Source organism: Bacilli bacterium (assembly GCA_036381315.1).
Classification (GTDB): domain Bacteria; phylum Bacillota; class Bacilli; order Paenibacillales; family KCTC-25726; genus DASVDB01.
Window position 1 is genome coordinate 19,890 of sequence record DASVDB010000094.1, and the last position, 22,545, is coordinate 42,434.

Annotated in this window: 22 protein-coding genes and 1 other RNA gene; 21 read left to right on the top strand and 2 right to left on the bottom strand. The window is 53.3% G+C overall.

Annotated elements, in window-relative coordinates; translation table 11 throughout:
- Positions 1–2 precede the first annotated feature (2 nt).
- The 12 genes from era (at position 3) to rnpB (ending at position 12,057) form a co-directional block, all read left to right on the top strand.
- On the top strand, positions 3–902 hold the full coding sequence (gene era / locus VF260_07080) for a GTPase Era (protein HEX7056946.1): 900 nt from the start codon (positions 3–5) through the stop codon (positions 900–902).
- A gap of 95 nt (positions 903–997) precedes the next feature.
- Positions 998–1,156, top strand: coding sequence for a YqzL family protein (locus tag VF260_07085; protein HEX7056947.1), 159 nt, complete (start codon positions 998–1,000; stop codon positions 1,154–1,156).
- A gap of 69 nt (positions 1,157–1,225) precedes the next feature.
- Complete coding sequence (recO, locus tag VF260_07090; GenBank protein ID HEX7056948.1) at positions 1,226–1,975, top strand: DNA repair protein RecO; 750 nt, start codon at positions 1,226–1,228, stop codon at positions 1,973–1,975.
- Positions 1,976–2,261: 286 nt separating this feature from the next.
- Entirely contained in the window at positions 2,262–3,155 is an 894-nt protein-coding gene (gene glyQ / locus VF260_07095) for a glycine--tRNA ligase subunit alpha (GenBank protein HEX7056949.1), read from the top strand.
- Positions 3,152–5,224 (top strand): glycine--tRNA ligase subunit beta, encoded by a 2,073-nt coding sequence (glyS, locus tag VF260_07100; protein ID HEX7056950.1) that lies wholly within the window; start codon positions 3,152–3,154, stop codon positions 5,222–5,224. The genes glyQ and glyS overlap by 4 nt, the downstream gene beginning before the upstream one ends.
- Positions 5,225–5,299: 75 nt before the next feature.
- Complete coding sequence (locus VF260_07105) at positions 5,300–5,761, top strand: YaiI/YqxD family protein (protein ID HEX7056951.1); 462 nt, start codon at positions 5,300–5,302, stop codon at positions 5,759–5,761.
- A 38-nt stretch (positions 5,762–5,799) separates the two neighbouring features.
- Complete coding sequence (dnaG, locus tag VF260_07110; protein ID HEX7056952.1) at positions 5,800–7,620, top strand: DNA primase; 1,821 nt, start codon at positions 5,800–5,802, stop codon at positions 7,618–7,620.
- Between the two features lie 67 nt (positions 7,621–7,687).
- Positions 7,688–8,809 carry an RNA polymerase sigma factor RpoD gene (rpoD, locus tag VF260_07115; GenBank protein ID HEX7056953.1) on the top strand — a complete coding sequence of 374 codons (1,122 nt, stop codon included), beginning with the start codon at positions 7,688–7,690 and terminating at the stop codon, positions 8,807–8,809.
- A 105-nt stretch (positions 8,810–8,914) separates the two neighbouring features.
- Complete coding sequence (locus tag VF260_07120) at positions 8,915–9,742, top strand: hypothetical protein (protein ID HEX7056954.1); 828 nt, start codon at positions 8,915–8,917, stop codon at positions 9,740–9,742.
- Entirely contained in the window at positions 9,735–10,496 is a 762-nt protein-coding gene (locus tag VF260_07125; GenBank protein HEX7056955.1) for a class I SAM-dependent methyltransferase, read from the top strand. Before VF260_07120 ends, VF260_07125 begins: the two co-directional genes overlap by 8 nt.
- Entirely contained in the window at positions 10,472–11,587 is a 1,116-nt protein-coding gene (locus tag VF260_07130) for a Nif3-like dinuclear metal center hexameric protein (protein ID HEX7056956.1), read from the top strand. Before VF260_07125 ends, VF260_07130 begins: the two co-directional genes overlap by 25 nt.
- A gap of 57 nt (positions 11,588–11,644) precedes the next feature.
- An RNA gene (gene rnpB, locus VF260_07135) (RNase P RNA component class A) lies at positions 11,645–12,057 on the top strand.
- Between the two features lie 17 nt (positions 12,058–12,074).
- Here the strand turns inward: rnpB and VF260_07140 are convergent.
- Positions 12,075–13,892 carry a S8 family serine peptidase gene (locus tag VF260_07140; GenBank protein HEX7056957.1) on the bottom strand — a complete coding sequence of 606 codons (1,818 nt, stop codon included), beginning with the start codon at positions 13,890–13,892 and terminating at the stop codon, positions 12,075–12,077.
- A gap of 156 nt (positions 13,893–14,048) precedes the next feature.
- Here VF260_07140 and VF260_07145 point away from each other — a divergent pair, with 156 nt between their 5' ends.
- Together VF260_07145 and VF260_07150 are read left to right on the top strand one after the other, a co-directional pair.
- Positions 14,049–14,255: a DUF1540 domain-containing protein gene (locus tag VF260_07145; protein ID HEX7056958.1), complete on the top strand. Its 207-nt coding sequence runs from the start codon at positions 14,049–14,051 to the stop codon at positions 14,253–14,255.
- A 56-nt stretch (positions 14,256–14,311) separates the two neighbouring features.
- Positions 14,312–14,845 (top strand): hypothetical protein, encoded by a 534-nt coding sequence (locus tag VF260_07150; protein ID HEX7056959.1) that lies wholly within the window; start codon positions 14,312–14,314, stop codon positions 14,843–14,845.
- A 141-nt stretch (positions 14,846–14,986) separates the two neighbouring features.
- Here the strand turns inward: VF260_07150 and VF260_07155 are convergent, their stop codons facing one another.
- Positions 14,987–16,024 (bottom strand): anion permease, encoded by a 1,038-nt coding sequence (locus VF260_07155; GenBank protein ID HEX7056960.1) that lies wholly within the window; start codon positions 16,022–16,024, stop codon positions 14,987–14,989.
- 207 nt (positions 16,025–16,231) lie between these two features.
- On the opposite strand from VF260_07155, the gene VF260_07160 reads away from it, so the two are divergent.
- The 7 genes from VF260_07160 to VF260_07190 all read left to right on the top strand — a co-directional run bounded on the left by VF260_07160 (position 16,232) and on the right by VF260_07190 (position 22,496).
- Positions 16,232–17,386, top strand: coding sequence for a cysteine desulfurase family protein (locus tag VF260_07160; GenBank protein HEX7056961.1), 1,155 nt, complete (start codon positions 16,232–16,234; stop codon positions 17,384–17,386).
- On the top strand, positions 17,383–18,594 hold the full coding sequence (gene thiI, locus VF260_07165; protein HEX7056962.1) for a tRNA uracil 4-sulfurtransferase ThiI: 1,212 nt from the start codon (positions 17,383–17,385) through the stop codon (positions 18,592–18,594). Before VF260_07160 ends, thiI begins: the two co-directional genes overlap by 4 nt.
- Positions 18,595–18,614: 20 nt before the next feature.
- A complete protein-coding gene (locus VF260_07170; GenBank protein ID HEX7056963.1) occupies positions 18,615–19,283 on the top strand; it encodes a TerC family protein in 669 nt (222 codons plus the stop codon).
- 128 nt (positions 19,284–19,411) lie between these two features.
- The gene (locus tag VF260_07175) at positions 19,412–19,897 is read left to right on the top strand and encodes a hypothetical protein (GenBank protein ID HEX7056964.1); all 486 of its coding nucleotides are present in this window, start codon (positions 19,412–19,414) and stop codon (positions 19,895–19,897) included.
- 125 nt (positions 19,898–20,022) lie between these two features.
- Positions 20,023–21,867 carry a translational GTPase TypA gene (gene typA, locus VF260_07180; GenBank protein HEX7056965.1) on the top strand — a complete coding sequence of 615 codons (1,845 nt, stop codon included), beginning with the start codon at positions 20,023–20,025 and terminating at the stop codon, positions 21,865–21,867.
- Between the two features lie 24 nt (positions 21,868–21,891).
- Complete coding sequence (locus VF260_07185; protein HEX7056966.1) at positions 21,892–22,221, top strand: YlaH-like family protein; 330 nt, start codon at positions 21,892–21,894, stop codon at positions 22,219–22,221.
- On the top strand, positions 22,218–22,496 hold the full coding sequence (locus tag VF260_07190) for a hypothetical protein (GenBank protein ID HEX7056967.1): 279 nt from the start codon (positions 22,218–22,220) through the stop codon (positions 22,494–22,496). The genes VF260_07185 and VF260_07190 overlap by 4 nt, the downstream gene beginning before the upstream one ends.
- The last annotated feature ends 49 nt before the right edge of the window (positions 22,497–22,545 follow it).

The following is a 22,545-nucleotide window of genomic DNA, read 5'->3' on the forward strand; positions in this document are numbered from 1 at the left end:
GCATGAGCAAGTTTCATTCCGGGTTTGTGGCGATCATCGGCAGGCCGAACGTCGGAAAGTCGACGCTGTTAAACCAAATGATTGGACAAAAAATCGCCATCATGTCGGATAAGCCGCAAACGACGCGAAATCGCATCCATGGCGTATACACGACGGAAGACATGCAAATCGTATTTTTGGACACGCCGGGGATTCATAAGCCGCAGTCGCGTTTGGGCGATTATATGGTAAGGGCGGCGCAAAGCGCGCTTCAGGAAGTCGATGCGGTGCTTTTTTTGGCCGATGTGGCGCAAGGCTTGGGCGGCGGCGACAGATTTATCATTGAACGGCTGAAAGGGATTGAAACTCCCGTTTTTTTGGTGTTAAACAAAATTGACCAGGTGCATCCCGAACAACTGTTGCCAATGATCGCGCAATATAAAGAACTTTACGACTTTGCGGAAATCATCCCGGTTTCGGCGCTTTTGGGCAATAACGTGGCGACCTTGCTTGCGCAAATCCGCAAAGTGCTGCCCGAAGGCCCGATGTATTATCCCGCCGACCAAGTGACGGACCATCCCGAGCAGTTTGTGTGCGCGGAGTTGATCCGCGAAAAAATTTTGCAGCTGACCCATGACGAAGTGCCGCATTCGGTTGCGGTCGCGATCGAAAATATGCGCGTCGCGGAAAACGGGATCGTGCACATTTCCGCCATTATTTTCGTCGAACGCGATTCGCAAAAAGGGATTGTAATCGGCAAGCAGGGCGCGCTGTTGAAGCAGGTCGGCAAAGAAGCGCGCCACGATATCGAGCGCCTCCTGGGTTCCAAAGCGTTTTTGCAATTATGGGTCAAAGTGAAGAAAGATTGGCGCAATCGCGATCAATTGTTGCAGGAATTCGGCTTTCGCAATGAGGAAATTTGAGCGGTCCTGGCGGTTTTTTCCCGGATAGATTCGGCTTGTATTGCCCATCCTAACAGTGTGCCTGAGCAGTCTGTTCTGCGAAAGGATGAGAACATATGAGAGATTTTTCCTGGCAAGTTTTCGCATTGACCGGGAATGTAGACGCGTATATGTTGTATCGGGACATTGGGGAAAACGGCGGCGAAGAAACGGTGGAAAAAGCGCAGGAGGGCGAACGGCAGGACGGCGACGAGCGGCAAGCGGAAGCAAATTGAGCGAACCACCAGCTATCATCAATTTTTAACCGATTATCCAGTCTGCGTGCTCATGGGGGAAACGAACCGGTGCTGAAAAGGGTGGAAGGGCTTGTCATCCGCACCAACGATTACGGGGAAGGACATAAAATCTTGACGCTATATACCTGTGATGCGGGGAAAACAAGCGTAATGGCGCGCGGCGCGAAAAAGCTGAACAGCCGCTTTGCCGCTGCCGCGCAATTGTTTACATATGGCGAATACGCCTTTTATAAATCCGGGCAGATCGGCACGCTGCAGTCTGCCGAGATCCTAGACTCCCACCATTTGCTGCGGGAAGACCTGGAAAAGACGGCGTATTCGGCCTACATCGCCGAACTGGTCGATCGCTTGGCCGACGAGGAGCCGAACGCCGGTTTGTTTGGGCAGCTTTTGGCGGCGCTTAGGGCGATCGAGGAAGGAAAAGACCCGCAGATCACCACGCATGTGATGGAAATGAAACTGATGGCGTTGGCCGGTTATGCGCCTGTGTTGGATCGGTGCGCGAACTGCGGCAAGGATATCGGCGGCTCCGCCATGTTCAGCGCGGCGGCGGGGGGTGTGCTGTGTGCCGCGTGCGCCAATGCGCATGCGCAGGCAATGCCGCTTGCCGACAGCGTTTGGAAATTGCTGCGCTTACTTAATCGTGTTGATTTGCGCCGAATCGGCACGATCAGCGTTAAGCCGGAGACAAAGCGAGTACTGAAGCAAGTGTTGCGCCGCTACATGGATGGGCATGTGGAAGTGTCGCGCTGGAAGGCGCGAAGTTTTCTTGACCAGATGAGCAAATACGAGTTATAATATGTAATTGGTTTTGCGATGAAGGAAAAAGAGTACCCGCGGCAGTTTCGGCATAGCGAACCGGGGGCGGTGCAAGCCCGGTCCGAAAGTCCGGCGAAAGGCGCTTCCAGAGCATACGTTGGCGAAAAGAGGGCAGTCGCGTTTGCCGTGCCTAGGCCGGCAAAAACGGTTGCCAAGTAGGGTGGAACCGCGGGAAATAACCTCCCGTCCCTATGTGTTGGGAAGACGCATAGAGGCGGGTTTTTTCATGGATAGAAACGATCAATTATATGAGGAGATGGAAGCAGTGAATTTTCAGGAGATCATTTTGACCCTGCAAAATTTTTGGGCGGAACAAAACTGCGTAATCATGCAACCGTATGACGTGGAAAAAGGCGCCGGCACGATGAATCCGATGACCTTTTTGCGCAGCATCGGCCCCGAACCATGGAACGTGGCTTATGTGGAGCCTTCCCGCCGCCCGGCGGACGGCAGATACGGAGAAAACCCGAACCGGCTGTACCAGCACCATCAGTACCAGGTCATTATGAAGCCGTCGCCGGACAACATTCAGGAAATATATTTGGAAAGCCTGAAGCGGTTGGGCATCGATCCGTTGCATCACGACATCCGTTTTGTCGAGGATAACTGGGAATCGCCCACGCTGGGAGCATGGGGGCTTGGCTGGGAAGTGTGGCTGGACGGAATGGAGATTACGCAATTTACGTACTTCCAACAGGTCGGCGGCATCGACGCCAATCCCGTCGCCATCGAAATTACATACGGACTGGAGCGGCTGGCTTCGTATATCCAGCAAAAAGAAAACGTGTTTGATCTCGAATGGGTCGGCAATGTGACTTATGGCGACGTCTTTTTGCAGCCCGAATACGAACATTCCAGGTACACTTTCGAGGTCTCCGACGCCAAGCTTTTGTTTACGCTGTTCGGCATGTATGAGGCGGAAGCCAAACGCGCGCTTGAGGCGCGGCTTATTTTCCCGGCATACGATTATGTGCTGAAATGCTCCCACACGTTTAATTTGTTGGATGCCCGCGGCGCAATCAGCGTTACGGAACGCACCGGCTATATCGCCAGGGTGCGCAATCTCGCCAGAATGTGTGCGTCCGCCTATTTGGAAGAACGGGAGCGCTTGGGCTTTCCGCTGATCAAGACTACGGCAAACGGAGGGCAAAACAAATGAGCAAAGACCTTTTACTGGAAATCGGCATGGAGGAAATCCCCGCCCGTTTTGTGCGCGACGCGGTGGAACAGCTGGCGCAAAAAACGGAAGAGTGGCTGCAAAACTCCCGGATAGCGCACGCTAGCGTCATCCCGTACGCCACGCCTCGTCGGATCGCCGTATATGTGCGGGATGTCGCGGAAAAACAAGGAGACATAACGGAAGAAGCGAAAGGGCCGGCGAAAAAAATCGCGCAGGACGATCAGGGCAACTGGACCAAAGCGGCGCTCGGATTCGCCCGCAGCCAGGGCGTAAAGCCCGAGGAGCTTTATTTTAAGGAAATTTCCGGCGTGGAATACGCGCATGCGCGCAAGCACAGCGTCGGCGTGCAAACCGCCGATATTCTTGCCGACGGACTTAAGCAGCTTGTGTTGTCTTTGCATTTTCCGAAAAATATGCGCTGGGGCAGCAACGACCTGAAATACGTCCGCCCGATCCGCTGGCTGGTCGCTTTGTTTGGCGCCGATGTTGTCGATTTTGCGATATCCGGCGTGCGCACGGGGCGCGTAACGCGCGGGCACCGTTTTTTGGGAACGGAAACGGCGCTTGCCGTTGCGAATGACTATAAAGAAGCGCTGCGCGCGCAGCAGGTAATTGTCGATATTGCCGAACGCAAGGCGGCGATTGTGGCGCAGATTGAACAATTGGCGCAAGCGAACGGATGGCAAGTTCCGATGAAGGCGGATTTGCTGGAAGAGGTGCTGTTTCTCGTGGAGATGCCGACGGCGCTTCACGGCAGCTTTGATCCGGCATTTTTAAGCATCCCCCGGGAAGTGCTGATTACTTCCATGCGGGAGCATCAGCGCTATTTCCCGGTATTTTCCGCCGACGGGAAGCTTTTGCCCCATTTTGTCACCATCAGAAACGGCGACAGCGTTTCGCTCGATACGGTAGCCAGAGGCAACGAAAAAGTGCTGCGGGCCAGGCTTTCCGACGCCAAATTCTTTTATGTGGAAGACCAAAAACTGTCGATCGACAACGCGCTTTCGCGTTTGGAAACGATTGTGTTTCATGAGGAGCTGGGCACCATTGGCGACAAGGTGCGGCGGATACGCGCCATAGCCGAAGCCTTGGCGGAAAAACTGTCCCTTACGGGCGAGACGGCAGAACTGGTTCGCCGCGCCGCGGCGATTTGCAAATTTGACCTGGTGACGCAAATGGTGTACGAGTTCCCCGAGCTGCAGGGCATCATGGGCGAAGACTACGCCCGCAAAGCCGGGGAAAAGGCGGAAGTCGCGCGCGCTATCTTTGAACATTATAAGCCGCGCTTTTCCGGAGACAGCGTTCCGGAATCGCCAATCGGCGCCATCGTAAGCATAGCGGATAAAATCGACACGATCGCCGGCTGCTTTTCCATCGGCATCGTGCCGACCGGGTCGCAGGATCCGTACGCGTTGCGAAGGCAGGCGGCCGGCATCGTGCAAATTTTGCTGGAAAAGAGCCTGCCGCTCCGTTTATCGGAGCTGTTCGCCATCGCATTGGACGTATTGGAACGCGCCCGCGGATTAAAACGCGAACATCATGAAATTGTGCAGGATTTAACCGACTTTTTCGGCTTGCGGGTCAAAAATCTGTTTTCCGACCGCATCCGGTATGATGTCGCCGATGCCGTCATGGCCGCCGGTTTCGACAATGTCGCGTTGACGGTGCAAAAAGGCGAGGCGCTGATGCAGGCGGTTGCCGGGGGCGGCTTTAAAGAAGCCGCGGACGCGCTTGTTCGCGTCGGCAATTTGGCCCAGAAAGCGGCTACGGCCGAATTTTCCGCCGCGCTATTCGCCGATCGGAGCGAACGCGAATTGTACGATTCCTTTCTCGTGCAGCACGGCCAATTTGCCGATGCTTTGGCGCAAGGAAACGCTTCTTCCGCGCTTTATGCGTTAACGGCTTTGCGGGAGCCGATCAACCGATATTTTGCGGCGGTTATGGTAATGGTCGACGATGAAGCGTTGCGGAACAACCGGTTGGGCTTGCTGCGGGCGATCGCCGACGACATAAGCCAATTCGCCGATTTTCAGAAAATTGTATGGTGATTTGTCCACAAGCAGGATTTCCGCTTGCTTAAAGCGTATATTATAGATGTTATTCAAAAGGGTGGAGTTGTTCAAATCTTGCCAAAGATCGTAGTGGATGCGGATGCCTGCCCGGTCAAGGATGAAATCAGGGCCGCCGGGAAAAAGCACGGGATTGAAGTGCTGATGGTCGCTTCGTTTGATCATCGGCTCATTCCCGAAGATGGTGTACAAGTTGTCCAGGTTGACCGTTCGGATCAATCCGCGGACCTTTATATTGCCAACCATTTGCAAGGCGGTGACGTTCTAATCACCCAGGACTTTGGGCTGGCCGCCATCGGTCTTGGCAAGGGCGCCTACGTTCTGTCAAACAGAGGGCAAAACTATAAAGATGAAACGATGGCATTTTTGTTGGAACAACGGCATCGTAACGCCAAGCTGCGGCGGAAAGGCCGCTACGGGAAAGGCCCGAAGCCTTTTACGGACGAAGACCGGCATTTTTTTCTACATGCTTTGACAAAACTTTTGACCGCTTTGCAGGAAATTGAACCGGGATAGCGAATAGTAATTTACGAGTTAATCGGGATGTGAAAGTTATGCGTGACGGCAGACTACCGGACGATTTGATTGCGGCTGTTTTAAAGCGTCACGATATCGTAGAAACGGTACGGAAATATCTGCAACTTACGAAGGCGGGCAAGTATTTTAAAGGATTATGCCCGTTTCATTCAGAGAAAACCCCGTCTTTTACGGTTTCCCCCGATAAACAGATTTTTCACTGTTTCGGTTGCGGGAAAACCGGCAGCGTCGTTACATTTATCATGGAAGTAGAAGGCTTGTCATTTGCGGAAGCGGTTCGCCATTTGGCCGCCGAAGCGGGAATTGCGACTGATTGGGCGCCGCTTGCCGCAACGGAGACGAAAGAGCAGCGGGAACAGCGCGCCATTATCGAAGGCCACGAGCTATCCGCCCACTGGTATCACTATCTCCTGAAAAATGCGAAGATTGCCAGAGCGGCTCTTCATTATTTGCGGGATCGTGGCTTCACCGACAAAATGATCGACGAATTTCAACTTGGCTACTCCCCGCCTATGCGGGACAAGCTGTACAGCATGCTGCAAAGCAAGGAAAAAGATTTGCGGTTGATGGAAAAAGGCGGCCTGTTAACGCCTATTGAAGGCGGCGGATACGCCGACCGGTTTCGCGACCGCATCATGTTTCCGATCCGGAATGCCCAAGGGCAAACGATCGCTTTCGCCGGAAGGGTGCTCAACCCCGAGGTGCAACCGAAATATTTGAATTCTCCGGAAACCCCGCTATTTAACAAAAGCCGAACTCTATTCAATCTCGACAAAGCAAAAAACGCAATGCGCAAATCGCAAACTTCCGTACTATTTGAAGGGTATGCCGATGTAATGAAAGCATGGGCGGCCGGGGTGGAAAACGGCGTCGCCACGATGGGAACCGCGTTAACCGAGTATCATGTCAAATTGTTAAAGCGTTATGTGCAAACCGTTATCGTCTGTTATGACGGCGATGACGCCGGTCAGGCCGCCGCGTATAAAAGCATTCCGCTTCTGCAAGCGGCCGGCCTGGAAACATTGATTGCCGTCATCCCCGGCAAAATGGATCCGGATGAATACATTACTGTGAATGGCGGTGAACGATTTAAAAGCGCAATTATCGAAAGTGCGGTACCGGCAATTAAATTCAAATTAATTTATTTGCGGCGGAACCATATACTACAAGAAGACACGGGGAAATTAAAGTACATTGACTCGGCTCTGCGGGCAATCGCGGAACTGAAGTCTCCGACGGAACGGGAGTTTTATGTAAAGGAATTATCGGCCGAGTTCCAATTCTCCGTTGCTTCGCTTACGGAACAGTTGCATCAAATCAGGCAGGAATTGCAAAAGAATGCGGCAATAAGGGATAAAGAGGAAAAACCGTGGAATAATGTTATGAATGACGGGAAAAGCGGGAAAAGCGCCCCGCCGCTGCTCCCTGCGTATCATGTTGCGGAAAGAAACCTGCTTTATGCGATGATGACTGACCGTGATGTTTGTCTGTATGTCCAGGAACACCTCGGCGGTCAATTCAACGTTGAAGAATATGCAGCACTGGCTGCTTATTTATATGCATTTTACGGGGAAAACCCGGAACCCGACATAAGCAAGTTCATCACCATGCTTGCGGATGAACAATTGGCGCAGGTTGCCGCCGCGATCGCCGCGTTGGAGGCTGTAGACGTCCGTCCCATTGACGAATATATAAAGGAAATCAGGAAAGTTCCGGTTTTACAGCAACTGAAGGCCAAAGAGGAAATGGCGCTGACAGCGAGCCGCACCGGGAATTCCATAGAGGCAGCCCGTATCTTTAACGAAATCGTATTATTAAAAAGGGAGCTTGATTCATAATATGGAAATTCCCGAAATTGAAACCAGAAACGAATCGGATGGGCGTCCAGGGAGGAGGAAGATAACCATGGCGAATGACCAGCATGCAGAAACAGAACACGAAATGACGCTGGAACAAATGAAAGAGCAATTGATTGAACAGGGCAAAAAACGTTCTTCGCTGACGTATAAAGAAATTATGGATAAGCTTAGCCCTTTCGAACAAGACGCGGAGCAAATCGAGGAATTTTTCGACCAGCTTGCGGATTTGGAAATCGATGTCGTCAATGAAAACGACGAAGATTTGCCCTTGCACGCCAACGAACATAGAGAAGCGGAAGACTTGAATTTCGACGATGATTTGGCTCTTCCTCCCGGCGTTAAAATCAATGACCCGGTTCGCATGTATCTGAAAGAAATCGGGCGCGTCCCGTTATTGTCAGCCGATGAAGAAGTGAAATTGGCCAACCTGATTGAACAGGGAGACGAGGAAGCAAAGCGCCGCCTCGCGGAAGCGAACCTTCGCCTTGTCGTAAGCATCGCCAAACGCTATGTCGGGCGCGGGATGCTGTTTTTGGACCTTATCCAGGAAGGCAACATGGGTTTGATCAAAGCGGTGGAAAAGTTTGATTACCGGAAGGGATTCAAATTCAGCACGTACGCAACCTGGTGGATTCGGCAGGCAATCACGCGGGCCATCGCCGACCAGGCAAGGACGATTCGGATTCCGGTGCATATGGTGGAAACGATCAACAAGTTGATCCGCGTATCGCGCCAACTGCTGCAGGAATTGGGGCGCGAACCCACTCCCGAGGAAATTGCCGCGGAAATGGAGTTAAGCACGGAAAAAGTGCGGGAAATTATGAAAATCGCCCAAGAGCCCGTCTCGCTGGAAACCCCGATCGGCGAAGAAGACGATTCGCATCTCGGCGATTTTATCGAAGACCAGGAAGCGCTCGCCCCCGCCGATGCGGCCGCCTACGAATTGCTGAAAGAGCAGTTGGAAGACGTGCTGGACACGCTGACCGAACGTGAAGAAAACGTGCTGCGGCTGCGGTTCGGTTTGGATGACGGGCGGACAAGAACGCTGGAAGAAGTCGGCAAAGTTTTTGGCGTTACGCGCGAGCGGATTCGCCAAATCGAGGCGAAAGCTTTGCGCAAGCTGCGCCATCCAAGCCGCAGCAAACGGCTGAAAGATTTTCTTGAATAAGCGCGGGCGAAAACCGTAAATGCGCTACATCCGGGCCTTCTGCTAGTTTGCAGCTGGGCCCTTTTTTCCCCCTGTATATGTTACGATGAGATCGGGAGGAAGCTTATGGAACCGGAACGAAGAAAAGTCATTGTCCGAGAAATCGAATATTGGCGCAAAAACAGGCTATTGCCTGAACAATATTGCGACTTTTTGCACAATTTGTACGCCGAGCATTCTTCAGCGGGCCCGAAAAACCGCGGTTTTGCCGCAATCGTCCGGGAAAGCAAAGGCAAAACATGGTTGATTGCCGCAGGAATAATTGCCATAATTTCATTTTCCTTTATTAATTTTAACGCTTTTCCAATCGTATTGCAAATCGTACTGGCGGGAATTCCGGTTATCGGGCTTTCGATTCGCGGGTCCATGTTATTGCGGCGCCATCCTGTCCCCGCCAATGTGCTGATCGGGCTTTCTTCGTTTGTCACGCTTTTGGCCGGCGAATATATCGTCCGCGAACTTGACCGCAATCCGCCGTGGGATGCTGCCCTCTATATAGCGGCCTGCGGCCTGCTTTGGGTCGCGCTGGGGATTGCGTGCGGAAGCGTGCTCTGGCATGTGAGCGGGTGGATGGCGCTTAATGTGTATTACGCATGTGTGGTCTACGCCGTTTTTTCGCCGGCGAGCGTTTGGGAAGCTGAACTTTTCTGGCTGCCTTTCGTTCTTTTGTTCGGCTGGGTCGGGCATGCTGCGGCCGGGAAAAATAAATCCGTTGGGGGCGTGTTTTCGCTGAGTGCGCTCATCTATCTGGCGATGCCGGAAATATACGGTTTTGCCGTGCTGGGAAGCTCGGCTGCCGTACAAATCATGGCCGCCGTTAAACTGGCGGTTGTCTTTTTCTTGTTGTTTATATCGCGCAAAAAATGGACGGGGTGGATTTCACGGCATGATTAAATTATCGGAACGTCTGGCCGCAATCGCGAGCCGCGTCCCGGCTGGAGCGGCGCTTGCCGACATCGGTTCCGACCATGCGCTTCTGCCGTGTTATTTGGCGGAACAAGGAATCGTCCGCACAGCCATTGCCGGGGAAATAAACGAGGGCCCCTATTTGGCGGCATGCGAACAGGTGCGGCAGCATCGTTTGCAAGCGCGAATTTCCGTCCGCCGCGGCGACGGGCTTTCCGTGCTGCATACGGGGGAAGCGGACGTGGTTGTGATAGCCGGAATGGGAGGCGGCACGATCGTTCGGATTTTGGCCGACGGGAAAGAAAAGTTGGCTTACGTTCGCCGGCTTTTGCTGCAGCCCAATGCGGGCGAAAAACTGGTGCGGGAATGGTTGATTGCCCAAGGCTGGCTTTTGGCGGAAGAAACGATTTTGCTGGATGGCGGCAAAATTTATGAAGTGATTGTCGCCGATTGCCATCCGCAGGCGCGGCGGTTGAACAGCGCGCTGCTTGCGCAAACCGGCGCGCGAATTGGCGGCGGACAGGCGGAAGATTTGGTGCTGGAGATGGGGCCGCATCTGTTGGCCGCCCCGCCGCCGGCTTTTTTCGCCAAATGGGAAGGCGAGCTGATAAAACGGGAAAAAGTAATGGCCGGACTTAAGCGCTCCATTAACCCGCATGCGCAGCGGAAATTGGCGCTGATGAAAGAGCAAACGCGAAAAATCAGGGAGGTGCTGCAATGTTTGCAAACGGTGAAACCGTAATCCAACTGTTTGAACAATTCGCCCCCAAATATTATGCCGTACCCGATGACAGGATCGGCTTGCAGCTTGGCACCCTGCAGAAAGAAATCAAAAAAGTGCTGGTTACGCTGGATGTGACGGACGAGGTCGCGGAAGAAGCGATCGCCCTCAAGGCGGACCTTATTATCGCGCATCATGCCATCATTTTTCGCCCGCTCGTAAACCTTCGCACCGATTTGCCCGCAGGCAGGCTATATGAAAAATTGCTCAAAGCGGATATTGCCGTTTATATCGCGCATACAAACCTGGATGTGGCCGAAGGCGGCATCAATGATTTGCTGGCGGAAGCGCTTGGACTTTCCGAAGTCAGTTGCCTGGAAGAAATCCATACGGACAAGCTGCGCAAGCTGGTGGTGTTTGTGCCCGAGGAGCATCATGAGCGGGTAATGGATGCGATTTTCGCGGCCGGAGCGGGCTTTATCGGTCAGTACAGCCACTGCAGCTTCCATTTGCCGGGTACGGGCACGTTCAAGCCGCAAGCCGGCGCGAAACCTTACGTCGGATCGATCGGAAATATCGAAAAAGTGCGGGAAGTCAGAATTGAAACGATCGTGCCGGAGAGCCTGCAAAAGAAAGTCGTAGCCGCCATGCTGGCGGCGCATCCGTACGAAGAACCGGCCTATGATCTGTATCCGCTTGATTTGCCCGGCAAAGCGTACGGTCTTGGCCGGGTCGGGCGGTTGCCAGGCGCGGTTAAGCTTAGGGAACTTGCCGAAACGGTAAAACGGTCATTTGCCGTATCCGCGGTGCGCGTAGTCGGGGATTTGTCCCGTTCCATCAGGAAGGTTGCCGTATTGGGCGGATCGGGCGGGCGCTATGTAAAACACGCGTTGCTGGCGGGCGCCGATGTGCTGATCACCGGCGATATCGATTACCATACGGCGCATGATGCGCTGGCTGCCGGACTTGCCATTATCGATTGCGGACATCATGCCGAGAAAATCATGAAAGACAAAGTTGCCGGCGTGTTACGGGAAAAATTGGCGGAAAAGCAATTCGCGACGGAAATCGCCGTATCCGCGGTCAATACCGAGCCGTTTCAGTTTTTGTAACCAAAAAAAAGAACTTGGATGATCGCGCGCGATCTGCTATACTGGCTTTTGACGCGAAAAGTTTGTCGGACAATCGCCGGCATGCGCCGCAAGGCGTGTGCGGGAGGAAAGTCCGGGCTTCGCAGGGCAGGGTGCTGGATAACGTCCAGTCAGCGCGAGCTGAAGGATAGTGCCACAGAAACGGACCGCCGATGGCGCTGATGCGCACAGGCAAGGGTGGAACCGTGGTGTAAGAGACCACGAGGGAATATGGCGACTTATTCCCTGGTAAACCCCACTCGAAGCAAGACCAAAGAGGAACGCGGCGCCGCTATTGCGGCGCAGCCTTTGCCCGAGGCGCGTTCGGGTTGGTCGCTCGAGCCGTTCAGCAATGGACGGCCTAGACAGATGATTGTCGCTTCAATGGTGGGAGGGAGACCCCCGCGATACCACCGGAAGTACAGAACCCGGCTTACAGACAAACTTTTCCCAAATAACCCCAAGCATGTTAATCCAACAACCGCTCAAAAAGCCTCGTCCAAAAATGGACCAAAGGACGGTCGTTTCCCTGCGCCCGCTTTAACGCCCTCGCCACGTCGATTTGTCCGTATCCGTAATATTTGTCTTTTCCCGGCGCGCCAAGATCTTGCGCGGTTTTGCGGATGATATCCATCACCTCCACATTTGATAGCTTCGGATTGGTTGAGCGGATGAGCGCCGCCAACGCGGCAACATGCGGGCTGGCCATGGAAGTTCCGGAAAGCGCGGCATAGCGGTTTTGCGGGAACGTGCTGGCAATGCTGACGCCGGGCGCGACCACGTCGATATAATCGCCGTAGTTGGAGAAAGGCGCCCGCTGTTGCGCAAAATCAATTGCCGATACCGCCAGCACTTCCGGATAAGCCGCGGGATAGCCCGGTTTTTCCGTATTGTCGTTGCCGCTTGCGGCAATCAGCACCACATCCTTGGCGAAGGCGTAGCGAATCGCATCGTGCAAAAACCGCGAGCTGGCGTAATTCCCCAGACTCATATTGATCACTTTGGCTCCGTGGTCCGCCGCCCAAATAATCCCTTGCGCAACGGAATACGTGCTGCCGGAGCCGGATTGATCCAACACTTTAACGGGCAAAATCGGGTTGCGCCAGGTCATGCCGGCGACGCCTTCCCCGTTGTTTACCACCGCCGAGATGATGCCGGCAACATGCGTGCCGTGCCCGACGTCGTCCAGCGGCGATTTTTGCTCATCGACTACGTTGACGCCCGGCAGCAAATGTCCGCGCAAATCGGGGTGTCGCGGGTCGACGCCGGTATCGACAATGCCGACGATAACGTCTTTGCTGCCGCGGTTTACTCTCCACCCTTGTTCGGTATCCACCAACGGCAAATTCCATTGGAATTCGGAATACAAAACGTCATTCGGAACGAAAACCCCGTCGTTTTGATCGTTTGTCATATAAAAAAAATGCGGCTCGGCATATTCGACGTCCCATTGCCGGAAATATTCCAACATTTCCCGGGCGGTTTTTTTGCGGGACTCGAATACATACGCATACCCCAGCCTTTTTACATGCGTCGCCTGCAAATCCTGGTGAATCCGGGCCAATTGCCGCGGAGTAGGCGCGCTCCGGAATTTCACCACGACCTGGTATTGATGAAAATGGCTTGTCCGGCCGTTGTCGTCGCCCGATTTTACTTTTACGCCGCGCAGCGTGTCGGAGTCTACCGTCTCAAGCTTTTCCGCATGCCCGCCGGGCAAAGCGATAAGCCGTAAATTTTTGCGCTGATGCCGCCTTACTTCGTCGATAATATCTTGCTTGATCAGGCCGATGAGTGAAGCGTCCGCGTTGCGGGACGGCACGCCCAGCACAAAATAGGTTGCGCCGTTTAGGCGCAGCGGTTTGGATTGGTACATTTTACCCCGGTTTACGATTTCCTTTGCCCGGGAAATTTGTTTTGCGGCTTTGTTCCATTCGATCCGCCCTTCGTTCTGGACCGCTTTCACGCCTTGCGAAAAGGGCTCGTCGCGTTTGCTGTAAATGAGCATTTGCATGTGGCGATGCATGCGCAGCATATTCTCCAATTTGCGGGCAATCGTTTCTGTTCCGGAATTTTCGCCCATTTCGCTTAAAGCTTGCCGGAAATTGCGCGCGCATTGGATGCGGCACAAACGGTCCGTATGCGCCACATCTTGTTCAAGCAGCGACATTTTGCGCGAGTGTTCCGCCGTTTGCGCAATGTGCGGCCGCGGGTTGCCATTTTGCCGCGGTATGAGAATGAGGGCTACGGCCAAAGCCGCTGCCGCCAATATCCATATTTTTGTTTGCATGACGCCAATGTCCCACCTTTTTGCCTTGATATGCGCTATTATGCCGTTTAGCACGCGCATCGTATTCAGGAAACAGGATTGCCTTCTGTTATCGGAAAAAGCCGCCGGGTATATGTTGAAATTCCCTCGGGGAAACTTGACTTGGGGGTGATAAACATGCCTAAAGTCGCGTGCAGCGTTGCCAACTGCGAGTATTGGTCGCCGGGAAACAACTGTCGGGCGGATGCAATCATGATTGACATTGATCAGCATGCAAATGCGAATTATAAGGAAGAATTTGCAGGGGAACCGGAGCACCAGGATGTGGCGGAAAGCGTTTCGCACACTTGCTGCCATACGTTTAAGAAGCGAACCGCCAAGTAAGTTAAAATGAATCATTTGTGAATCATTTGCCCGGAAAATGCAGGGAGGTTGCACACATGGCTGGAAACGATGACGCAACGCGGAAAAACGGTCAAAATCAAGATGACGCGCAGTCGCGCGAGGAAAACGCGTTTGCGGAAAAAATCAACGCTTTCGGCGCGGATGCCGACTTGACCGAAGCCCGAACGTATGCGGGAACTTCTGCCGCGACGGATCCGGATGCAGCGCTTAAAAACAACGATGACTTCGATTGGGATCCCGAGGCAACCGAATGGAGGCGGGGCTTCGCCGATACCGAGTTCGCCGCGGAAGCCGCTCCGGAACCGATTACCCGGCCGCCGGCGGCTGAACCGAAGCGTATGAACGGCAACGAGCGAAACAATCGTATCGGGAGCGCTACCCTTGGCTGGGTCGCCTTGATATTGGCGGTTGCCGCATTATTTGTCTGGCCTGCCGTATTGGGGCCCGCCGGAGCGGTGGTGGGCTTTTTCGCGTATATGCGGGGGAGCAGGGCGCTGGGAGTTTGGTCCATCGCCATCGGGCTGATCGCTTTTATCGCTTATGTTGTCATCACGCCGTTTTACTCGTAAACACGCGCAAAACCCGGAAAGCCGCGAGGCTTGCCGGGTTTTCCAACGCTGCAGCAAAGGCGTCGATTCACTCCGCATGGGGCGCTATATCCGCATTTTTGCCGTTATACGCACCGGCTCGCTCCTTACGGGTTGCGAAACTCAGACCGTTTTCAGCTTTACGTAAAGCAAACATGCGGTCGTTACAAAAACGCTGGCAAATATCCATAAAAACAGCGCGGAATGCATAATGAAAGCCTCAACCAGTATGAGTGAAACCAGCATTGAAATAAACGGCGACAGACTCCATATTTTCAGGATTTTCCTGACCACGGGCTGTTTGAAAACGCGCAAGCAAAGCGCGTCGCTGCCGGCGCCGATAATCGCCATCGTTGTCGCCTGCGTCAACGGCACGGGAATGCCGAACAAGGAAGCGGCAATGACCAGCGAGCCGCTCGTAAACGAAGCTATGCTGCCCTGCGCCAAAGTCAGACTGGCGATTTTTTTGCCGCCCGTTTCCAACACTTTTCCCCCCAGCGTAATCGCCCCTAACGCCAAAAAGACGGCCCCAAAGAAAACGCCTGTGCGTATGTCAATCAGACCGGCCCCAATCAGCGGCCCGACGGCATTGCCGACATTGTTCATGCCGGCGGAAAACGCTTCATAACAGCCCGCGGCGATTAATAAACAGGACAACCATTTCGCGCTCATCCCCAAGCGGACAGTTTCTTTCCGGCCGATTTTGGCGCACAGCTTGCGGATTGCAAAGGCGATAAGCAGCGCGCATACGGGCAGCATAAGCCAAGCCGCAATGATCGCAAACAGCGTCGGCCAATGGATTTGTTGAAATGCGACGCCGACGCCGACAATGCTGCCGACGGTCACCTCGCTTGTCGACAGCGGCAAACCCAGCCGGTTGGCGTAAAACAATGTCATGCAGGCGGAAATAAGGATGATCAACGTGATTTCGCTGCCGGACAGTTCGTGCGGAATGATTCCTTTCCCCAACGTTCGGACAACTTCGGCGCCGCCGAAATTCGCGCCCAGAAACGCGCATACGGCCACAAGCCAAACAGCAGCCCTGCGGCTTTGCACCGCGCCCGCTCCATAGGCCGCGCTCATGGCCGCCGCCGTCCCGCTGGCTCCGATATTGACTGCGAAAAAAAATGCCGCGGCAAATGTAGCCAAAACCAAAATCACCTGTTCCACTCTCCATAGGTTCGCATACCTCAGCATATGGGTAACAAACTATCACGGTGACGGCAAAACGTCTGATTTATTAACCCTTTTTTGCATATTCATCAATAAAAGTTATAAATAGCCGCGCCTTTTTCCCAAAAACTAGCGGGCGCAAGCGATTGGGTGTACAATGGTTGAGGACATTTCGGCTGATGGAGGAAACGGTACATGCAATATTTTGATCATAGCGCCACGACCCCCCCTTATGATGAAGTGGCGGCAACGGTTGCCCAGGTAATGCGCGAATTTTACGGCAATCCGTCTTCGCTGCACAAAATTGGCGGCGCGGCGGAAAATTTGCTTGAGCAAGCCAGGGAAGTGATCGCCCGACATATGCGGGTTAAACCGGGGGAAGTGATTTTTACATCCGGAGGGACGGAAAGCAACAACCTGGCGATCAAAGGCGTCGCCAGGCGGTTTAAATCCCGCGGCAGGCACGTGATCACGAGCGCGATCGAACATCCTTCCGTATTGCAGCCGTTTGCCGAACTTGCCAGCGAAGGTTTTCGCGTGACCTATTTGCCGGTCGATAAAACCGGCTCCGTGCGCACGGAAGATGTGGAACGCGCGCTCTCCGACGACACCATTCTGGTCAGCATCATGCATGTGAACAATGAGATGGGCAGAATACAGCCGATCCGCGAAATCGGGAACATGTTAAAAAAGTTTCCGAAAATATGCTTCCACGTGGACGCCGTACAAAGCGTCGGCAAAATTCCCGTTTACTTTAAAGATTGGGGAATCGATTTGCTTAGTTCGTCCGCGCATAAATTTCGCGGGCCCAAAGGGATAGGCTTTTTGCTCAAGCGCGAGGGCCTGGAGATTGCCCCGCTCATTGTCGGTGGCGGCCAGGAAAAAGGCCTGCGGTCGGGGACGGAAAATGTCCCGTTAATCGTCGGCATGGCCAAAGCTTTGCGCATGACCATGGAACAGCAAGCGAACAACATGGAACTCTTATATCGCTATCGGGCGCAGCTAATCGATCGGTTGCGCCGCATTTCCGCGATTGCCGTTACCGGATCGCATGAGATGCCGGAAATGGCGCCGCATATTGTGCATTTTACCTTTCCCGGGATGCGGGCGGAAGTGGTCGTACACGCTTTGGAGGAGAAAGGCTATTGCGTGTCGTCGCAATCGGCCTGCTCATCGGGCGAAGAAAAACCAAGCCGCGTGCTCATGGCGATGGGCATGAGCGAAGCGGCGGCGAAAAGCGGCATTCGCGTCAGCATGTCGCCGATGCATACGGCTGACGACATTGCCGGCATTGCCGAAGCGATTGCCGCGACGGTTGATGAATTCAAGAAAGTGGTGAAAACGCGTTGAGCGGTATCGGCATGATTTTGCTCAGATTCGGTGAATTGACGCTAAAAGGGAAAAACCGCAATGTGTTTGAAAACCGGGTCATGAGTCATATTTCTGAAACATTGGCGCCTTATCCCCGTATTAAATTTACGAAAGCATTCGGCAGATGCTATCTGGAGTTGAACGGCGAACCGTATGAAGATGTGGCGGAAAAACTCAAGACTGTTTTTGGCCTCGTAAGCTTTAGCCCGGTGCGCAAGGCGCCGCTCGATCTGCAGGCGATCCGGGAAGCGGCGCTTTCGGAAATGCGCCGGCTGCCGCAGCCGCCCCGCACATTTAAAGTATCCGCAAGGCGCGCCGACAAGACATTCCCGTACTCGTCGATGGAACTGAATCATCTGATCGGCGGTTATTTGCTGAAACATACGCCGGGATTAAAAGTTGATGTCCATCAGCCCGAGGTGGAACTGCATGCCGAAGTGAGGCAGGAAGGAGCGTTTGTCTACTGCGAAACGATCCCTGGACTTGGCGGCTACCCGCGCGGCAGCAACGGCAAAGCGATGCTCATGTTATCGGGCGGGATCGACAGCCCGGTTGCGGGATGGCTGGCGATGCGAAAAGGGCTTTTGCTTGAGGCGGTGCATTTTCACAGTTTTCCGTACACGAGCGAACGCGCGCAGCAGAAAGTCATTGACTTGACGCGCAAACTGGCGATTTATGGAGGCAGCATCAAGCTGCATATGGTGCCGTTTACGGATATTCAGGTAAAGCTGAACGAGCATAAGATGAAGCATTTGTTGATCACCTTGATGCGCCGGGCGATGTTTGCCATCACGGAAAAGCTGGCGCTAAAACATGACGCCGGCGGAATCGTTACGGGCGAAAGCCTGGGGCAGGTAGCCAGCCAAACGCTCGCCAGCTTGCACGTCATTGGCCGGGAGGTGCGTTTGCCGGTGCTGCGCCCGCTCATTGCCATGGACAAAAGCGAAATTATCAAAATTGCCGAAAAAATCGACACGTATGCGACCTCCATTTTACCATATGAAGATTGCTGCACATTATTTGTTCCCAAATCGCCCAGCACGAAGCCGAATTTGCGTATTACGGAAACGATCGAACGAAGGCTTCTGTGGCTGCCGGACATGCTAAATTTGGCGGTTGAGCGCACGGAGACGTTGACGATCGGCGGCAATGAAACGGATTTTCGGAAAAATGAGCAATTGTTTTAGATTATTGGGAGGTTGCGACGATGCTCGAACAGTTATTGTTGTTTTTGGAAATCATGCTGATTAATATCGTTCTAAGCGGTGACAATGCCGTAGTGATTGCCATGGCAAGCAAAAATTTGCCGCTCGATCAGCGGAAAAAAGCAATATGGTGGGGCGCCTTTGGCGCGGTGGGGCTGCGGGTCGTCCTGACGGTTGTAGCTGTGGCGTTATTGAAAGTTCCTTACATACAAGCCGCCGGTTCGCTATTGTTAATGTATATCGCGTTGAAATTGCTGCTTGAAGAAAACGGCCATTCCAATGTAAAGTCGGCCGCTACGTTGTTTAGCGCTGTTTGGACGATCATTTTGGCCGACTTCGTCATGAGTTTGGACAACGTGCTGGCGATCGCCGCCATCGCGAAAAACGATTTTCTGCTTATCGTGTTGGGTATCGGGCTCAGCATTCCGCTTATTATATGGGGAAGCACGCTGATCATGAAATTGCTGCATAAATTTCCGGTTCTCGTTTATCTCGGAGCGGCCATTTTGGGATACACCGCCGGCGAAATGCTGACCGAGGACGCGAAGATCGCGCAGCTCTTGCACAACGCGCATCCCTCCTATCATTGGCTTGTCCCGCTAGCCGGAGCGCTGATTGTGATTATCGCCGGATTGGTCAAACAATTCGCCGCGAAAAAGGGGCCCCATTAACCCGGCATTTTTCCATCGGCGGGATAAGCCGAACCAACACTCAATCATGCCGGTAGTAATTTTTTAACAATTCGTTTAAAATAAACGTATCGGCATGTCAAAAACTGACGGAAATTGGAGGGGGCCAAATGGCCAGAAATCCGTATACGGGCGGGCTTGTTTTGCTGGGTGTTGGTCTATTGATCTTGTTGGGCAAACTTGGCGTCATTGGAATGCTGTTTGCCTGGTTCTGGCCGGCTTTTATTCTGCTCTTGGGGTTGGCGTTCCACTATTTCTTTTTTGCCGGGACGGCGCCCGCGGGAGTGCTTGTGCCCGGCGGGATGCTGATTGTGTACGCTTTGCTGTTTTTTGTTTGCGCCTGGTTTGGCTGGCACTTGATGGGCGCGCTTTGGCCCGGGTTTATCCTGGGAGCGGCCGCGGGCCTGTATGAATGGCACTTTTTTTCCGCGCGCAAGCCTCCGGGCGTTATGTTCGCGGCGCTTATTCTGACTGCTTTATCCGTCATTTTTTTCAGTTTTAGCATCCTGTTTTCCGCGGGGGTTTATTTGCTCGCCATCGCACTGATTGTAGTCGGCGCATTGTTGCTGCTGCAAAAATCCCGCGTTACCTGGTAAAAGGGATGCTAGGATTTGCTTGTATATCGCGGTTTGAAAGGGTATAATAATAGAATGCCAGGCGTCGGTGTCATGAACGGTGTCCGGCGCTTTTTCATTTCTATTCACCGAGAGGAATTTGCCTGATGAATCCAAGAAATAAAATTCGCAATATTGCCATCATCGCCCATGTCGATCATGGAAAAACAACATTGGTTGACAAATTGCTGCGGCAATCCGGCATTTTTCGGGATAACGAAGACGTGGCCGAGCGGGTGCTCGATTCACACGATCTGGAGCGCGAGCGGGGAATTACCATTTTGGCGAAAAACACCGGCATAGAATATCAGGATATATGGATCAATATTGTCGACACGCCGGGACATGCCGATTTTGGCGGCGAAGTGGAGCGGATCATGAAAATGGTCGACGGCGTTCTCCTTGTTGTCGATGCTTTCGAAGGAGTCATGCCGCAAACGAAATTTGTGCTGCGCAAAGCGCTTGCGCAAGGTTTGACGCCGATCGTGGTGCTGAATAAGATTGACCGGCCGAATGCGCGTCCGGAAGAAGTTGTCGACGAAGTTTTGGAATTGTTTATCGAACTCGAAGCAAACGACGAGCAGCTTGACTTCCCGGTCGTATACGCTTCCGCGCTGAAAGGCGTGGCGGGCACTTCTCCCGATGCGCTGGCGGATGACATGCGCCCGTTGTTTGCGGCGATAATCAAACATATTCCGGCGCCCCCCGATACGAGGGATGAACCGCTGCAGATGCAGATTACGTTGATGGATTACAACGAATACATGGGCAGAATCGGGATTGGACGCGTCAACCGCGGGATAGTGAAAAGCGGGCAAGCCATTGCCGTGTTGTCCGGCGATGGAAGCCGTAAACAGGCGCGCATTGAAAAATTGTTCGGTTTTCGCGGATTGAAGCGACTGGAAATCGCGGAAGCGGGCGCGGGCGACATCGTCGCCATCGCAGGCATTAAAGATATTCAGATCGGCGACACGGTTTGCGATCCGGCGCATCCGGAGGCTATGCCGATGCTGCACATCGACGAACCGACCATACGCATGACCTTCCTCGTCAATGACAGTCCTTTTGCCGGGAAAGAAGGCAAATGGGTCACATCGCGCAAGTTGAAGGAACGTCTCTACAAAGAACTCGAAAGCGATGTCAGTTTGCGCGTCGAGGATACGGATAACGCCGACGCGTTTATCGTTTCCGGCAGAGGCGAGCTGCACCTGGGGATTTTAATCGAGACGATGCGCCGCGAAGGGTACGAACTGCAGGTTTCCAAACCGGAAGTCATTATCAAGGAAATCGACGGCGTGCCGATGGAGCCGATGGAGCGGCTGATTGTCGACATTCCCGAAGATGCGGTGGGCGGCGTGATGGAATCGCTCGGGCAGCGGAAAGCGGAAATGGTCAATATGATCCAATACGGTAACGGCAATGTGCGCATTGAGTTTGTGATTCCCTCCCGCGGCTTGATCGGGTATCGCACGCAATTTCTCACGTTGACGCGCGGGTACGGCGTGATGAACCACGCGTTCGACCATTATGCGCCGGCGGTTTTAGGCGAGTTGGGCGGACGCAGGCAAGGGGTGCTGATTGCCAGCGAAACGGGCGTGTCGACGCTGTATGGCATTTTATCGGTGGAAGATCGCGGCATTTTGTTTGTGCAACCCGGGGTGGATGTTTACGAAGGCATGATCGTCGGCGAACATACGCGCGATAACGATATTGTCGTGAATATTTGCAAGGAAAAGCATTTGACCAACGTGCGTTCCGCCACCAAAGACGAGACGGTGAAAATGAAAACCGCCAAAGTGTTCAGTTTGGAGCAAGCCCTGGAATACTTGAACGATGATGAACTTTGCGAAATTACGCCGAAATCGGTTCGCCTCCGCAAAAAGATTTTGCCTAAAGGCGAGCGGGAGCGCATGGAAAAGCACCGCAAAATGGCTGAATCGCAAGCCCGGTAATCCCCCGAAGGCGAGGTGTTCAACATGGATCAGGAGAAAAGCCTGAACGCTTGGCTTTTGTATCATCCTTGGGTCACTTACATTCTGATCTTTGTTTGTCTGGTATATATTTATAACAAAGTGTTTCGCGTGCGCAAGCTGCCGCTATTGAAAGAGTTCATCGTCTATGCGCTGCTCGCGCTGGGCTCTTTTATGCTGCTCATTTTCTCGACGAAGCTGCCTGTTGTGTACAGCTTGCTTTCGATTATCGCGGCAATGCTGTTGCTGCGTGTGCGGAATTTTTTCACAAACAGGGCAAACAGGACAAAATCGAAACAGGAACAGATAAAAGTTCAGCGGGGGGATCGTTCATGAATTTGAAAGACACGCTGTTTAACTGGCTGCAAATGAAAATTGTGGCGGATGGTCGCCCCGATGATCGTTCCGCCAAAGATACGCTGGATTTCTTTGCGGATATGCTTGCTACCGATCATCATTTGACGCAAGTGGCCGTCACCGGCGTTTTTGATTCATATTTTCATGTTGAATATGTCGAGAACGGCGAAAAGAAAACGATGAAATTCCGGCGGGAATTGGCGGAAAAACTGTTGGCCGACATCAATTCCAATCCCAAGTACAACAATCAGTGAAATCGGGTGTAATCATGTACAACGAGAGTTTGCCGCCCATGCCTCCCCG